This window comes from Coprococcus eutactus (assembly GCF_025149915.1).
GTDB classification, from domain to species: domain Bacteria; phylum Bacillota; class Clostridia; order Lachnospirales; family Lachnospiraceae; genus Coprococcus; species Coprococcus eutactus.
The window spans coordinates 2221341-2237805 of record NZ_CP102278.1 but is presented as its reverse complement, the minus strand read 5'-3'; the positions used below and the strand labels follow the sequence as shown (position 1 = coordinate 2237805).

The window sequence follows — 16465 nt, the reverse complement described above, 5'->3', positions numbered from 1 at the left end:
ATATTAAAAAGAGTAAGTATTTCAACTGGTAAAATCCCTGTTTTTTAACTATGATAAAATAGAAAAGGTGGAACGGGGGAGTCTGCTGCTGCCGGTTGTTTAAAACATGGCAGAAAGGATATATTGTATGGATGTGTCAAGTTTTCTATGAAAACTTGACATGTAGCGCCAGCCATTTGCCGAAGGCAAATTTTGCATGGCTGGTGTTCAATGGGAGGAAACAATATGAACAAAAGAAACAGACTGAAGACAGTCAGACCGCAGAATGAGAAGGCTGCAAGATCGTTTCGCAAGAAGCAGAATATGAGGGTGGAACTGAACAAGAAATGGCTTCCGGTTGTGTACGTGGCGATGCTGGGGATATGTATTCTTCTTAACGTCACGAATGACAGCCTGAATCTGGCAAATGTGATGATAAGTGCGTGTATGTTTGCCATAACCGGTGCTATATTTGTGTACGCATATAAGCATCTGAAGCACATCGACCAGATGGGTGAGGATTTTCATATAGCGATAAGCTACATAAAGGGTGACTATGCCAAGGAAAAGAAGCTTCTGTGGGAACTCTACCGCACGGAGACCAGATATGGTATATTTAACGAGGAACATCTCAGAAACTCGTATGTTGATTACATTGAGGAGATGAAACGTCTTGAAAATGACGAGGAAGGAAAGTATTCCTGTGATATCGAGGATTTCATAAACTATCAGCTTATCGATGATGCGGTCGAGAAGGGCAGGCTCTCGCTGGTGCCGGGAGCCATGACGGGACTTGGTATTCTTGGAACATTCATCGGACTTTCCATTGGACTCCAGGCGTTCAACACGGGCTCGGCGGAGGAGATAACAAACAGTATCGGACCTCTTATGGATGGAATAAAGGTAGCATTCCATACGTCCATATATGGAATGATATTTTCTCTGACATTTAACCTGATATTTAAGTCAGTGCTTGAACAGGCATATCATAAGCTTGATGGGTTTATATTTGAATTCAAGAGATACGTCAAGCCGGATGCGGCGTACGACAACGGCAATCTGGAGCTTCACTTCCAGAAAAAACAGCTCGAGGCGATGCTTGCAACACAGAAGGCTATAGAGGAAAAACTTCTTCCATATCTCAGAGCTATGGGGGAGAATATAGAGGATATCCGAACACTGACAAGGGATCAGAATGACATATTCAGAGGGCGTATAAACCGTCCGAGGGCTATAGGTGTAAATAGTGGGGAGGATAGGTCATGAGCAGAAAGAGAAGAAGACACGAGGATGAAGAAACGTCCTACTGGTTGTCATATTCGGACATGATGGCTGCTCTGCTTCTGATATTTATTCTTATTATATCGTTCACACTCATGCAGTCCAAGAGGCAGTATGAGAGCAAACAGGAACAGCTTGACGAGCAGAAGAAGATAATTGCTGATCAGGAGAAGATGCTTGGTGAGCAGCAGAAAGAACTCGACAGAATTGCTGGAATCAGAAGTGATCTGGTAAAGGCACTCAGGGATGAGTTTTCAGGCAGCTCACTAAATGTTAAGATAGATGAGAAGACCGGTGCGATCACATTTGACGCTGGAGTGCTGTTTGACGTGTCGGACAGTGAACTGAAGGAGGATGGAAAGAAATTTATCAACCAGTTTCTTCCTAAGTATTGTAGTGTACTTTTAAGTGATGATTACAGGGATTACGTTTCGGAGATAATCATAGAGGGACATACGGATACGAATGGTTCCTATATATACAATCTCGAACTTTCACAGCAGAGAGCATTTTCGGTGGCAAGGTACTGCCTGACGGAGAGCAATGGCATAATCAGCAGTGGGCAGGAAGAACAGCTGAGGACAGTGCTTACGGCAAATGGAAAGTCCTACAGCAATCCGATATATGGTGATGATGGAGAGGTTGACATGGATGCATCCAGACGTGTTGAGATAAAGTTCAGACTTCAGGATGAAGAGATGATAGATGAGATGATGGATATTCTCAAGGATAAATAGGCCATCTGCAGGGGAAGGACTATAGCTAACAGGCATAATCAAGAGGGATACAATGGCGGTAAACAAGACAAAACTAAAAAAACAAATATTTGACATAATACAGATAGGAGACAAAAGCAATCTGCTGAGCAGGGCATTTGACATATTTATAGTGATTGTCATATTGTCTAACATATCGGTGATGTTCCTGCAGACCTACGATCAGCTTGAACCATATTATGGAATACTGAGTGTTATCGAGTGGGTGACTACAGGCGTATTCTGTGTTGAGTACACCCTCCGCATATGGACGGCGGACTTTTTGTATCCCACATGCACCAGAGGAAAGGCGATAGGAAAGTTTCTAATATCGTATGACGGTGTTGTCGATCTTTTGACAATCATACCGGTATTTTTCCTTTCTGGTTTTGTGGCATTCAGAATGCTCAGGGTCGTCAGGATATTTCATCTGTTCAGGATCAACTCGAGGTATGATAGTTTCAATGTCATCAAGATTGTACTGGTAAGAAAGAGCAGGCAGATTATTTCATCTATGTTCATCATATTTATATTGATGATGGCGAGCAGTCTGTGCATGTACAGCACGGAACACGCTGCACAGCCAGGGGTGTTCAGCAATGCTTTCAGCGGAATATGGTGGGCGGTGTCCACGGTTCTTACCGTGGGATATGGAGACATTTACCCGATCACGCTGATGGGCAAATGCATGGCGATAGTCATAGCATTTATGGGAGTTCTGCTGGTAGCGATACCTACAGGTATCATAAGTGCCGGATTTGTAGAGCAGTATCAGAACAATGCTAACGAGGAGTCCAAAGTTGTTGATGTGGACGAGATTGGAGAACTGCTCGTAGATGATGTGAGCAAGTTTTGCGGCAGGACCATACTCCAGGCTACGGAGGAGTATGGTGTGAATATATATATGGTACTCAGGGATAATATGTCTATACTGCCGACAGGTGATCTGAAGATACAGACAGGTGATATTCTGATAGTGAAGTCAAAATTCCTTGAGAAGAGACGTGGAAGCTCATTATCTTAGGTTATGCAAGTAATAAATATAAAATTCAGATTATAATTGAGAAGTTTCTGTAAACTACAAAAAAAACTCAATAATCATATTGATTTATTTTGACTAATTGGGTATACTTTCAACTGAATATGAGAGAAAGTGTTCATATTTATTTTCAGATTATTGAGTGCTGTATAGTTGCGGTGCCGGCAGGGTACAGGCGACATGCACCTATCAATGAAATACATTTAAAGAAAAGGAGTTAAGAAAAATGGCAACAGTTGATTTAACTAAGTATGGCATTACAGGCACAACAGAGATCGTACACAATCCTTCATATGAATTGTTATTCGAGGAAGAGACAAAGGCTGACCTTCAGGGATACGAGAAGGGACAGGTTAGTGAACTTGGCGCAGTTAACGTTATGACTGGTATTTATACAGGCCGTTCACCTAAAGATAAGTATATCGTAGTAGATGAGAATTCAAAGGATACTGTATGGTGGACATCAGATGAGTACAAGAACGATAACCATCCAATGACAGAGGAGACATGGGCATCAGTTAAGGACCTTGCAAAGAAGGAGCTCTCAAACAAGAGACTTTTCGTAGTTGATGCATTCTGCGGAGCAAATGCTGATACTCGTATGGCTATCCGTTTCATCGTTGAGGTTGCTTGGCAGGCTCATTTCGTAACAAACATGTTCATCAAGCCAACTGAGGAAGAGCTTAAGAATTTCGAGCCAGATTTCGTAGTATACAATGCATCAAAGGCTAAGGTTGAGAACTACAAGGAGTTAGGACTTAACTCAGAGACATGTGTAGCATTCAACATCACAAGCCATGAGCAGGTTATAGTTAACACATGGTACGGCGGAGAGATGAAGAAGGGTATGTTCTCAATGATGAACTACTACCTTCCACTTAAGGGAATGGCTTCAATGCACTGCTCAGCTAACACAGATATGAACGGTGAGAACACAGCTATCTTCTTCGGCCTTTCAGGAACAGGTAAGACAACACTTTCAACAGATCCAAAGCGTCTCCTCATCGGTGATGATGAGCACGGCTGGGATGACAACGGCGTATTCAACTTCGAGGGTGGATGCTACGCTAAGGTTATCGACCTTGACAAGGATTCAGAGCCAGACATCTACAACGCTATCAAGAGAAACGCTCTTCTTGAGAACGTTACACTTGATGCAAACGGCAAGATTGATTTCACTGATAAGAGCGTAACAGAGAATACTCGTGTATCTTACCCAATAGATCACATCAAGAACATTGTAAGACCTATATCATCAGCACCAGCTGCAAAGAACGTAATCTTCCTTTCAGCAGATGCGTTTGGAGTACTTCCTCCAGTATCAATCCTTACACCAGAGCAGACACAGTACTACTTCCTGTCAGGATTCACAGCAAAGCTTGCTGGTACAGAGAGAGGTATCACAGAGCCAACACCTACATTCTCAGCTTGCTTCGGTCAGGCATTCCTCGAGCTGCATCCTACAAAGTATGCAGAGGAGCTTGTTAAGAAGATGGAGAAGAGTGGTGCTAAGGCATATCTTGTCAACACAGGATGGAATGGAACAGGCAAGAGAATCTCTATCAAGGATACAAGAGGAATCATCGATGCAATCCTTAGCGGTGCTATCAATGAGGCTCCTACAAAGAAGATCCCTATGTTCGACTTCGAGGTTCCAACAGAGCTTCCTGGTGTAGATCCAGCAATCCTTGACCCACGTGACACATACGCTGATGCTTCAGAGTGGGAGACAAAGGCTAAGGATCTTGCAGCAAGATTCCAGAAGAACTTTGCTAAGTATGAGGGAAATGCAGCAGGTAAGGCATTAGTTGCTGCAGGTCCACAGCTCTAAGATATAAACTGACAAACAGTTAGACAATATAAGCAATATGCAAACCGGATATATTCAAGGCGTTATGCCTGGATATATCCGGTTTTTCAGTCTCTGCGGATTCTTTGGGGACGGAGGTACCTGACCCCTTTTATGCCAACCTGGGACAGGAAGGACACCGACAGAAATTTGTATAAAATTACTTGTATTATCGAACTAATGTTCGTATAATAGAACGTATGAGCGAGATAATAAAAGGACTTACAACAAATGAAAAATTAAAGATACTGGCTGATGCGGCCAAGTATGATGTGGCTTGTACATCCAGCGGAGTGGACAGAAAAGGCGAGAAAGGAGCCCTTGGCAATAGTGTGTCCTGCGGGATATGCCACAGCTTTGCTGCAGATGGACGGTGCATATCACTCCTGAAGGTCCTTATGACCAATCACTGTGTATACGACTGCAAGTATTGTCTGAATAGAAAGAGCAATGATGTACCACGAACCGCATTTGCACCGGAAGAACTGTGCGATCTAGTCGTGGAGTTTTACAAGAGGAATTATATAGAGGGCCTGTTCCTGAGTTCCGGGGTTATGAAGAACCCTACATATACCATGCAGCTCATGTGTGAGGCACTCTATATGCTGCGGACAAAGTACAGGTTCAACGGCTATATACATGTCAAGACGATACCGGGAGCTCCCGATGAACTTATAAGTATGGTGGGGTATTTAGCGGACAGGGTAAGTGTTAATATGGAACTGCCAACTGAGGAGGGGCTGGAACGACTTGCTCCAAATAAGAGTTTTAAGACCATTCTTGACCCCATGGGCAAGCTTACCAGCACGATACAGTCGCACAGGTTGGCGATTGGAAAGTCTGCGCGCATGGAGAGAAGCAGTATAAACAGATATCTGACTGGGAGCATATTCAACGAGAAGAATCTGGAGCAGGATCTTCTGGCATCTGATGTGGCAGCAGGACAAGTCGAACTTCCGGACACAGACAAAGCGTCATCACTTCAAGCTAGTACATTGCGAGAATCTGCAGACGAAATTAGTATTTCAACTGTCGGCGGAACAGGTACAGTGCTTCCGTCTATGTTTGGAGATACAGACAGAAGAAGACCATTTGCACCGGCAGGACAAAGTACACAGATGATAGTGGGTGCTGATGGAGGTTCGGATTATACTCTTATTCATACTGCTCAGAGACTTTATCAGAGTTACGACCTGAAGAGGGTGTTTTATTCGGCATACATACCAATCAACGATGATTCAGCACTTCCGTCACTGGGGACAGAGGTTCCGTTGCTGAGAGAACACAGACTCTATCAGGCTGACTGGCTTCTCAGGTATTATGGATTTCGTGCTGATGAGATAGTCACGGCTGATGAACCGAATCTGGATCAGCGCATGGATCCAAAGTGCAACTGGGCTGTTAGACATCTAGATCAGTTTCCGGTTGAGGTACAAACTGCGCCGTATGATCTTTTGCTTCGCATTCCCGGAATAGGACCAAAGTCAGCGGCGAGGATAGTCAGGGCGCGTAGATACGGAAGCCTTGACTTTGACAGTATGAAGAAGATGGGGGTGGTGCTGAAGAGAGCGCATTACTTTATAACATGCGGTGGGCGTATGATGTACAGAATTCCGATCGAGCGAGATTATATCGTCGGTGAGATGACTGATATGAGCCGCAGGGAGAACTGGCAGGTCACCCATCAGAATGAACAGTACAGGCAGATGACGTTGTTCGATATAGGACTTCAAGGAGGAAGCGCGTTATGATGATTTTTACGTGTGGAGGCAGTTATGAGGATGCGGCATCCTGCATATATTCGGCGTGGGAGTATGCATTGAAAGTAGGACATGACGATGTCAGGATAGTCAGGGAACCAGTTGCACAGCTTGATATGTTTGCAGAGTATGTACATGTTGATGCTGACTCGGATAAGGCAGAGAAGTTTACCAGATCGGTGAGGCGTATATCAGATCTGGTCTACCGGAATGTGTTCTATGCGCTCCGCTCTTGGCGGGAAGATGCTGTGGATGCGGTGTACAGGTATCTGATACTTGCGTTCAAAGTGGGAAAAGATATCGAGCACATGCTTATAAAACGGGAGGTCATGTGCATTATGGAGCTTGTGAGAAATGTCAGCAATGAGTCACACAAGTTCCGTGAGATGACGCGTTTCACATCGGTGGACAGAAAAGTGTATGTAAGCCATATAGAGCCTCGGTGCGACGTGTCGCTTTTGGTGGCGGGGCATTTTGCTGACAGGATGCCGTCGGAACACTGGGTTATAGTCGATGACGGCAGACGCACGGCTGTGGTGCATCCGGCAGATGAATGTATGTATGTGAAGCATCTTACGGATGAGGAGTTCACGACTCTGGAGCGGGCGGAGTATGAGGAGGATGAATACACGGATATGTGGAGAACGTTTTTCAGTGCGGTAGCCATAGAACATAGAGAAAACTACAGATGCCAGAGGAATTTGTTCCCGCTATGGATAAGAAAGCATGCAACTGAATTCAGGTAAATGCAATAAGTTGTTTTTTATCCGTTTTTGCAACTTATTTTCAACAAAAAAGTGCTTGAATTGCCTGGAAAAATATGATAATATCAATCCTTGTGATGTATTAATCATATTCCTTGCTCACAGACAGCTGTGGGCCAGAGACCATAAGGAGGTGCAATGTAATGAACAAATATGAATTGACTTTAGTTGTTAGTGCAAAGATTGATGAGGAAGCCAGAACAGCTGTTGTTGATAAGGTTAAGTCTTATATTGAGAAGGCTAACGCAACAATTACAGATGTTAACGAGTGTGGACTTAAGAAGCTTGCTTATGAGATTCAGAAGATGGGCGAAGCATACTACTACTTCATTCAGTTTGATGCAGACGCTGATGTTCCAGCTCAGCTTGAGGCTAACATTCGTATTATGGAATCCGTTCTTAGATATCTTTGCGTTAGATTAGACGCCGAGTAATAGGAGGTATTCTATAATGAACAAGGTAATATTGATGGGTAGACTTACAAGAGACCCAGAAGTTAGATATTCACAGTCAAACTCAAGTGACGGTCAGATGGCCATCGCAAGATATACATTGGCTGTAGACAGAAGATTTAATAGAAATGGCGACCAGAATGCAGATTTCATAGGCTGTGTTGCATTCGGCAAGAGTGCAGAGTTCGCAGAGAAGTATCTTAAGCAGGGTACTAAGATTGCCGTTACAGGCAGAATTCAGACTGGTAGCTACACGAATAAGGATGGTAACAAGGTATACACAACAGATGTTGTCATTGAGGAGCAGGAGTTTGCAGAGAGCAAAGCTGCCAGTGGACAGACATCAGGTGGTGGATATCAGCCGGCAGGAAGACCTGAGCCGAGCAATGCAGGCACTGAGGGATTCATGAGCATACCAGAAGGTATAGAGGACGATTTACCATTCAAATAAAACAGGAGGTAAATACAATGGCTTACAATAAAACTGATAGAGCTGACGCTCCAATGAAGAGAAGAAATATCCGTAGAAGAAAGAAAGTCTGCGAGTATTGTGCTAATAAAGAGGCTGTGATTGATTACAAGGATTCAAACGCACTCAGAAAGTATATCTCAGAGAGAGGTAAGATCCTTCCTAGAAGAATCACAGGAACATGTGCTAAGCATCAGAGAGCAATCACAATTGCTGTCAAGAGAGCTAGACAGATTGCAGTATTACCATACGTTCAGGATTAATTCTTATCAGTGATAAGTGTATACAGAACCACTATTCAATGTTATTATTGGATAGTGGTTTTTTTATACGATTTTAATGCTTATTTGTGAGGTATGTTATAAGAAGAAAATAGAGAAAGGTGGAGGGAAAATGGTGGATACGGTAGTAAAGGTGAGCAATCTCACCAAGTCATACGGCAAAAACAAAGTTTTGTCGGGGGTGAATATAACGCTTGAACGAGGAAAAATATATGGTTTTATAGGACAAAATGGTGCTGGAAAGACAACCATGATCAATCATATCAATGGACTCCTGTTTCCAGATGAGGGGACGATAGAACTGTTTGGAAGTTCGGACAAAAAAGGCTTGGTTCAGGCGAGGACAAGGATAGGAACTGTAAGTGAGCATGCGGGCCTACATGCGAATTACAATGCGAGGGAAAATATAAAGCTCAATATGAAACTTAGGGGAATAGATAATGACGAGCTGGTGCAGAGGACAATCAACAATGTAGGGCTTAGTGGTGTTGGCCCTCGAAAGTTTCGTAATTACTCTATGGGAATGAAACAGAGACTTGCAATAGGTTGTGCCATGCTGTCTGGCCCTGAACTGCTGCTGCTAGACGAACCGATCAACGGCCTTGATCCTGTGGGGATAGTGGAGATTAGGAATCTTCTTAAACAGCTCAACAAGAGATTTGGGGTTACTATGCTCATATCAAGCCATATACTTACAGAGCTTCATGAGCTGGCGACTGATTATATAATCATAGATCACGGATGTATAAAGGACTGCATTTCTGCTCAGCAGTTAGATGCGAGATGCGGCCGCAGGATAAAGCTGAAGACAAATGATGTGCAGAAAGTATTGTCGATTCTTGCAGAGAGATACAACATTACCCAGGTGTTCGTGAACGGGCCGGAGATGGTGATAGACAGACCAGTAGACCCTGATGAATTTGCGTGGGTACTGTACAACGAGAGGGTATTTGTGGCGGAGTATCACATGGAGGAGGAGAGCCTGGAGAATTACTTTATAAGGATGATAGGGGGTGGCAGCCATGCGTAGATTATTGTCAGCAGAATTCTATAAGTTATGGAAGAGTGTGGGGTTCAGGGTTTGCCTCATAGTGTTCTTTATTCAGGATGTGATATATCTGTTATCTGTAGGATTTGTGGGAGATCTGCTCGGGATGGAATTGAATGGTTTTGAACAGTTTAATTATCTTCTGACAGCATTTTCAGGAAGTACGGTGTCCGGAATGTTATTTGGATTCATGGCGGCATCTCTGATCACCAGCGATTATAAGTCGCGAGATATACAGTGTGCCATTGCACAGGGACACAGTCGTGTACATATAATGTTTTCGAAGATCATAGTATATGTTGTGGCTATATGGATACTAGCTGCGGAGGATATACTTGTATATGTAGTTGGTTCTTCTATTGCAGGAGGATTTGGAAGGGCTTTTGATGGGGATGTCGCATTATATATGTTGAGATCGATAGTGTGTGAAGGCTTTGTTCTGACAATGATGTTCATGACGTGCGTATTCATCGCATTTTCACTGACATCAAAGGCTGCATCAGTGTCGATAAATATACTGCTGTTTTTTGTGATAGACCTTGGACTTACAGTCATGCCGTTGATATTTCAGTCAGAAAAGCTGGAAAAGTTCCTGTCATATCTGCCATTTGTGGCAGTGAATGAGATGGGGGGATGGAATATTGATTGGGGACATGCTGGAATAGCAATGGGTATCGCGGCAGTTTATGGTGTGGCAATGATAGTAGCTACATGGACGGTATTTCGCAGAAGAGATCTGAGATAATGATAAAAAAGCATCGGTTCAACCGTGTTGACAAAAAGACTGTCAAAGTTTATTATTACTCTAGCTACGCAGTGCGCAGATGCTGCATATATGTGCAGTGGCATGCGGCTGCTCAGAGAATGTGTAGAAAAGGAGTATAACGATGGGAAAGTACACAAAGGAAGACATATTGAAGAAGGTTAAAGAAGATGACGTAGAGTTTATCAGACTCCAGTTTACAGACATTTTTGGTGACCTTAAGAACGTAGCGATAACTGCGAGCCAGATCGAGAAGGCACTTGACAATAAGATCATGTTTGATGGTTCATCGATCGAGGGATTTGCCAGAATAGAGGAGTCAGATATGTACCTGTATCCTGATTATGATACATATGAGACATTCCCATGGAGACCACAGCAGGGAAAAGTTGCGAGACTTATATGTGATGTGTATAAGCCGGATGGAACACCTTTCGAGGGCGATCCTAGATATGTACTTAAGAGAGCTCTGGCAGAGGCCAAGGAGATGGGATACAAGATGAACGTTGGCCCTGAGTGCGAGTTCTTCCTCTTCCAGACAGATGAGAATGGTATGCCTACCACAAATACATATGAGAGAGCAAGCTATTTTGATCTTGGCCCATTAGATTTCGGCGAGAATGCAAGAAGAGACATGGTACTTACTCTTGAGCAGATGGGATTTGAGATAGAGGCATCACACCATGAGGTTGCTCCTGCACAGCATGAGATAGATTTCAAGTATGGAGAGGCACTTAAGACAGCTGACAACATCGAGACATTCAAGCTCGTTGTCAAGACTATTGCAAAGAGACATGGCCTTTGCGCAACGTTTATGCCAAAGCCAAAATACGGTGTATGTGGTTCGGGTATGCATATGAACATGTCGCTTCAGAAGGATGGCAAGAACATATTTGCAGATGAGAACGATAAGCTTGGTCTTAGTCAGGAGGCATATTGGTTCATCGCAGGTATCATGGAGCATATGAAAGAGATGACAGCCATCACAAACCCTCTTGTAAACTCATACAAGAGACTTGTTCCTGGCTACGAGGCTCCTATCTACATCGCATGGTCAGCAAAGAACAGAAGCCCACTCATCAGAATACCAAGTGCAAGAGGCGCTGGTACAAGAGTTGAGCTCAGATGTCCAGATCCAACAGCAAACCCATACCTTGCAATGGCTGTATGCCTCAAGGCTGGTCTTGATGGAATTAAGCGTCAGCTTCCAGTCCCAGCAAGCGTAGATACAAACATATTCAACCTCACAGCAGAGGAGAAGAAGGAACGCCATATCCACAGCCTTCCAGCAAACCTCAGAGAGGCAACACTCGCCATGAGCGAGAGTGACTTCATGAAGGAGGCTGTCGGCAATCATATCTTTGAGAGATATACAAAAGCCAAGATGGATGAGTGGAATGAGTATACAAGACAGGTTACAGACTGGGAGATTTCAAATTATCTTTATAAAGTCTGATTTTTTACAATTAAAAAAACGATGAGTGGTATAGGTAAGCGGTTCGGGGAATTGCTTACCTATATATTTGAAGAGATATAGGCACACGATTGAGAGGACACAGATTTGGTAAATGTAATAGTGGTGTTTCCCAAAATAGAAGAGGCAAAAAGCGTTAAGAACCTGCTCATCCGCAACGGTATAAGTGTGACAAAGGTGTGTACAACTGGTTCACAGGCCGCCCAGGCAGCGGACGCCTGTGATGATGGAGTTATAATATGTGGATACAAATTCTCGGATATGATGTATACTGACCTGGAGAGTTATATCCCGAAGTATTTTGACATGATAGTTCTAAGTAGCCGGAAGAACTACGAGGAAGTACGGGACAGCGGTGTGGTATGTATTTCTATGCCTGTCAAATCAGCGGACTTTGTAAATACTGTATCTCTCACCATAGAGAATCTGTTGTGGGAGAGAAAAAAACGTAAGTCTCAGCCGAAGGAACGAACAGAAGAAGAAAAGAAAGTTATCAAGGCAGCGAAGCTCAAACTTATGAATGACTATGAGTATGATGAGCAGGGGGCACACAGATACCTGCAGAAGAAAAGTATGGATCATGGTATCAATATAGTTGAGATGGCATATATGATATTAAATAATACGGATTCTTTCTGATAGCCTGCGCTACAGAGAAAGTCGTGTATTTGACAAAATATGTTCTGGAGGTCATGAATGCATTTCACGAAGATGGAAGGCTTGGGAAATGACTATGTATATGTGAATTGCTTTGAAGAGAAAGTGGATGATCCGCAGAGACTGGCGAGGCTGCTTAGCGACAGACACCGCGGTGTTGGAAGTGATGGCCTTATCCTTATTGGTCCCTCTGATAAAGCTGATTTTAGTATGGCTGTCTATAACTCTGACGGTAGTATAGCCGAGATGTGCGGAAATGGGATAAGATGCGTATGCAAATATGTGTATGACAATCATATGACAGAGAGTAGAAGAATTTCTGTAGAGACGCTTGCAGGGATAAAATATCTAAGGTGCATATCGGGTGACAGGAGGCAGAGCATTGTCACTGTGGACATGGGTGCTCCGGAGATAGGCCGGGATAGAATGACAGTGGATGCTGCTCTAACTGAGAAAATGCTGGAGGAGCGGATTGATGTATCTGGTAAAATGATATCGTTTATCCGGGTATCCATGGGCAATCCTCATGCGGTCGTGTGGCTAGATGGTCTAGATGTGGCTTGTGTGACTGACGGTGAAAAGACTATGTCTATAGGGGCATTAATGGAAAAACATGATGCATTTCCCTCGGGAACAAATGTGGAATTCGTTAGAGTTATTGACCGGGATCTTATTCAGATAAGAGTGTGGGAACGCGGTTCGGGAGAGACTATGGCGTGTGGCACTGGAGCATGTGCTGCAGCTGCGGCATGCATGGCGAAAAACTATACAAACAATGTGGTGACGGTTCAGCTTGGCGGGGGAGAACTTCACATAGAATACGATAGAAATAAAAAAACAATAAATATGACAGGACCGGCGAGAAAAGTGTTTGACGGTCAGGTTGATATATTTTCACAGGAGGAATAACATGTTTAAGGCAAATGAAAACTATTTAAAGCTTCCAGGAAGTTACCTTTTCTCAACAGTTGGAAGAAAGCAGAGAGAGTACAGCGCTGCGCATCCAGACAAGAAGGTTATCAGACTCAGCATCGGGGATGTGACACAGCCACTTGCACCTGCGATCATTGAGAGACTTCACAAAGCAGTAGATGAGATGGCAGTGGCAGAGACATTCAAGGGATATGCCCCTGATCTCGGCTATGAGTTTCTCAGAAATACAATAGCAAAGAACGATTACGCTGATAGAGGCGTAGACATATCTGCCGATGAAATATTTGTAAGTGATGGAGCAAAGAGCGATTCAGCAAATATCCAGGAGATATTCACAGCTGACAGCAAGATAGCAGTATGTGACCCTGTATATCCAGTGTATGTTGACTCAAATGTAATGGCTGGAAGAACTGGCACATACGACAAGGATACAGAACTTTGGAGCGATGTAATATACATGCCATGCTTGGCTGACAACAACTTTGCACCAGAACTTCCAAAGAAGACACCTGATATCATATATCTGTGTTTCCCGAACAACCCTACAGGTGCCACCATCAAGAAAGCGCAGCTCCAGGAGTGGGTAGACTACGCAAATAAAGTCGGTGCGGTCATTATTTATGATGCTGCATACGAGGCATATATAAGCGAGGAGGATGTTCCGCATACTATATACGAGTGTGAGGGCGCAAAAACATGTGCCATCGAGCTTAAAAGCTTCTCAAAGAATGCAGGATTTACAGGAACCCGTCTTGGATATACTGTAGTTCCAAAGGATCTTAAGGATGCTGACGGAGTGTCCATGCATAGCCTCTGGGCAAGAAGACATGGAACCAAGTTCAACGGAGCTCCTTACATTGTTCAGGCAGCAGGTGATGCTGTATATTCAGACGAGGGCAAGGCTCAGACAAAGGCACAGATCGCATATTACATGAACAATGCAAAGGTTATATCACAGGGGCTTAAGGATGCAGGATATACTGTGTCAGGCGGCGTAAATGCACCATATATCTGGCTCAAGACACCTGATAACATGTCTTCATGGGATTTCTTCGATTACCTGCTTGAGAACGCAAATGTAGTCGGAACTCCAGGTTCAGGATTCGGCCCAAGCGGTGAGGGATACTTCAGACTCACAGCATTCGGAACATACGAGAATACAGTTGAGGCTATAGAGAGAATAAAGAATCTTTAATATGTTATAAATGGTCATAGGGCTTTAGCCGGTGACTGCTTATGATATGCGCGGACGCTATTATGATTGCTTTTCGTATGTATGCTATACTATATAAAAACAGTTCGGGACTTCCTTTTGACGAGTGAAGTCCCGAACTGTTTTTGTCTGTCGGTCTTTACTCATATATTCAGATTTGATATAATGATTCATAAGGGTGATTAAATGCCAAAAACGGAGGTATTGAGATGAAGGATAACGGACTTTTGGTTCAGTATTTTACAGCAAATACGACCGATAGCCAGAATTTGTGGAAGAAAGCAGCAGAGGATGCTGCTGCACTCAAGAAGATGGGGGCTACGGCTGTATGGTTTCCGCCTGCAACAAAGGGGGCACAGGGCAAAGAGGATATGGGTTATGCACCTTATGATCTGTACGACTTGGGTGAGTTTGATCAGAAGGGTTCGGTGGGAACCCGGTATGGAACGAAGGAAGAATATCTGGCAGCCATCAAGGCTATGAAGGCTGAGGGTATCAATGTGTATGCAGATGTGGCAGTGAGACAGAAGCTCGGTGCAGATAAGATAGAGAAGGTGACAGCTGCGGACTTCAATTCCAAGGATATTCCACAGATGATAGGAAACAAAAAGACAGTGGGTGCACTTTCAAAGTTCACATTCCCAGGTAGAAAGACAAAATATTCAAAGTTCAAGTGGAACTGGAGGCATTTTGCGGGAATAGACTGGCAGCAGGACGAATTCAGAAAGCGTGTGTGCGCGCTTGAGGGAAGAAATCCTGAGGAGGCAGAGAAGGAATTTTCAAAGTATGATTATATCGTTGGCTGCGAGATAGATTTCTACAATCAGGAAGTTTATGACGAGCTCATGAGCTGGGCGCAGTGGTATGAGAAGAATACAGATGTGGATGGATACAGATTCCAGGAGGCTGAGGCTATACCGGCATGGTTTATAAAGGACTTTGTTGCAGCGGTTTCTGATATACCAGTGACATCAAGGAAGAAGACTAATGAGGATGCACCTGAGTTTATACATAAAGACATATTTGCAGTGGGAGATTTCTGGCACTGGAATGTGGATTATCTGAATGGATATATAAAGGCAACGGATGATCAGGCGGCTCTGTTTGATGTGCCTTTGCATTTCAACTTCCACGATGCGTCAGTTGCCGATGGAGCGTATAACATGGCGGATCTTCTCAAGGGATCACTGATGATGAGCAATCCAGAGAAGGCAGTCACGTTCGTTGACAACCACGAATCACAGGTTGGAGGAATACTTGAGTCGTATGTTGAGGACTGGTTCAAGCCTCTGGCATACGCGGTTGTTCTGCTCAGACAGCAAGGGTATCCGTGCCTGTACATCGGCGATTACGCCGGAATACCGCAGATAAAGGTGAAGTCCAAGAAGACTATATTAAACAAGCTTTTGAAACTCAGAAAGAAATATGCCTATGGTAATCAGCATGATTATTTTGATCACAGCGACGTGGTTGGCTGGACTAGAGAGGGCGATGAGGAACATAAAGATTCTGGACTGGCAGTTGTTATGTCAGACGGCGTTGGCGGAACCAAGAGGATGTATGTCGGCAGACAGTTTGCTGGCACACATTTCGCTGACGTTATGGGCAATGCCAAGTATGATATAAAGATAGACGAAGAAGGCTGCGGTGAGTTCTATGTGAACAGACGAGGACTTTCAGTGTGGATCAAAAAGGATTGCAAATTATAAAAAAGTGGTATATAGTATAACTACTTTATCACACTAAAG

General features: G+C 43.8%; 16 protein-coding genes. All 16 read left to right on the top strand.

The features are described 5' to 3' along the window. The first annotated feature begins 225 nt into the window (after nt 1-225). The 16 genes from NQ536_RS09765 to NQ536_RS09690 all read left to right on the top strand — a co-directional run bounded on the left by NQ536_RS09765 (nt 226) and on the right by NQ536_RS09690 (nt 16426). The gene (locus NQ536_RS09765) at nt 226-1245 is read left to right on the top strand and encodes a MotA/TolQ/ExbB proton channel family protein (RefSeq protein ID WP_155803769.1); all 1020 of its coding nucleotides are present in this window, start codon (nt 226-228) and stop codon (nt 1243-1245) included. Next, nucleotides 1242-1997: an OmpA family protein gene (locus NQ536_RS09760; protein WP_004849403.1), complete on the top strand. Its 756-nt coding sequence runs from the start codon at nt 1242-1244 to the stop codon at nt 1995-1997. Before NQ536_RS09765 ends, NQ536_RS09760 begins: the two co-directional genes overlap by 4 nt. A gap of 52 nt (nt 1998-2049) precedes the next feature. Continuing rightward, nucleotides 2050-3039 carry an ion transporter gene (locus NQ536_RS09755; protein ID WP_004849401.1) on the top strand — a complete coding sequence of 330 codons (990 nt, stop codon included), beginning with the start codon at nt 2050-2052 and terminating at the stop codon, nt 3037-3039. Nucleotides 3040-3280: 241 nt separating this feature from the next. Beyond that, complete coding sequence (gene pckA / locus NQ536_RS09750; protein WP_004849399.1) at nt 3281-4885, top strand: phosphoenolpyruvate carboxykinase (ATP); 1605 nt, start codon at nt 3281-3283, stop codon at nt 4883-4885. A gap of 218 nt (nt 4886-5103) precedes the next feature. Continuing rightward, nucleotides 5104-6654: a putative DNA modification/repair radical SAM protein gene (locus tag NQ536_RS09745; protein ID WP_004849397.1), complete on the top strand. Its 1551-nt coding sequence runs from the start codon at nt 5104-5106 to the stop codon at nt 6652-6654. Continuing rightward, entirely contained in the window at nt 6651-7409 is a 759-nt protein-coding gene (locus NQ536_RS09740) for a TIGR03915 family putative DNA repair protein (RefSeq protein WP_004849396.1), read from the top strand. The genes NQ536_RS09745 and NQ536_RS09740 overlap by 4 nt, the downstream gene beginning before the upstream one ends. Before the next feature lie 161 nt (nt 7410-7570). Further along, complete coding sequence (gene rpsF / locus NQ536_RS09735) at nt 7571-7861, top strand: 30S ribosomal protein S6 (protein WP_004849395.1); 291 nt, start codon at nt 7571-7573, stop codon at nt 7859-7861. 16 nt (nt 7862-7877) lie between these two features. Continuing rightward, nucleotides 7878-8330 (top strand): single-stranded DNA-binding protein, encoded by a 453-nt coding sequence (locus tag NQ536_RS09730; RefSeq protein WP_004849392.1) that lies wholly within the window; start codon nt 7878-7880, stop codon nt 8328-8330. Between the two features lie 17 nt (nt 8331-8347). Further along, nucleotides 8348-8611, top strand: coding sequence for a 30S ribosomal protein S18 (rpsR, locus tag NQ536_RS09725; protein ID WP_004849390.1), 264 nt, complete (start codon nt 8348-8350; stop codon nt 8609-8611). 130 nt (nt 8612-8741) lie between these two features. Beyond that, nucleotides 8742-9659, top strand: a complete 918-nt coding sequence (locus tag NQ536_RS09720; protein ID WP_044997764.1) for an ABC transporter ATP-binding protein — start codon at nt 8742-8744, stop codon at nt 9657-9659. After that, nucleotides 9652-10422, top strand: coding sequence for an ABC transporter permease (locus NQ536_RS09715; RefSeq protein WP_004849387.1), 771 nt, complete (start codon nt 9652-9654; stop codon nt 10420-10422). Before NQ536_RS09720 ends, NQ536_RS09715 begins: the two co-directional genes overlap by 8 nt. A gap of 142 nt (nt 10423-10564) precedes the next feature. Next, complete coding sequence (gene glnA / locus NQ536_RS09710) at nt 10565-11896, top strand: type I glutamate--ammonia ligase (protein WP_004849383.1); 1332 nt, start codon at nt 10565-10567, stop codon at nt 11894-11896. A gap of 105 nt (nt 11897-12001) precedes the next feature. After that, the gene (locus tag NQ536_RS09705) at nt 12002-12553 is read left to right on the top strand and encodes an ANTAR domain-containing response regulator (RefSeq protein ID WP_044997763.1); all 552 of its coding nucleotides are present in this window, start codon (nt 12002-12004) and stop codon (nt 12551-12553) included. 57 nt (nt 12554-12610) lie between these two features. Then, nucleotides 12611-13480, top strand: coding sequence for a diaminopimelate epimerase (dapF, locus tag NQ536_RS09700; RefSeq protein ID WP_004849378.1), 870 nt, complete (start codon nt 12611-12613; stop codon nt 13478-13480). A gap of 1 nt (nt 13481) precedes the next feature. Continuing rightward, the gene (locus tag NQ536_RS09695; protein WP_004849376.1) at nt 13482-14699 is read left to right on the top strand and encodes an LL-diaminopimelate aminotransferase; all 1218 of its coding nucleotides are present in this window, start codon (nt 13482-13484) and stop codon (nt 14697-14699) included. A 227-nt stretch (nt 14700-14926) separates the two neighbouring features. Then, nucleotides 14927-16426: an alpha-amylase gene (locus NQ536_RS09690; RefSeq protein ID WP_004849374.1), complete on the top strand. Its 1500-nt coding sequence runs from the start codon at nt 14927-14929 to the stop codon at nt 16424-16426. Nucleotides 16427-16465: the final 39 nt, after the last annotated feature.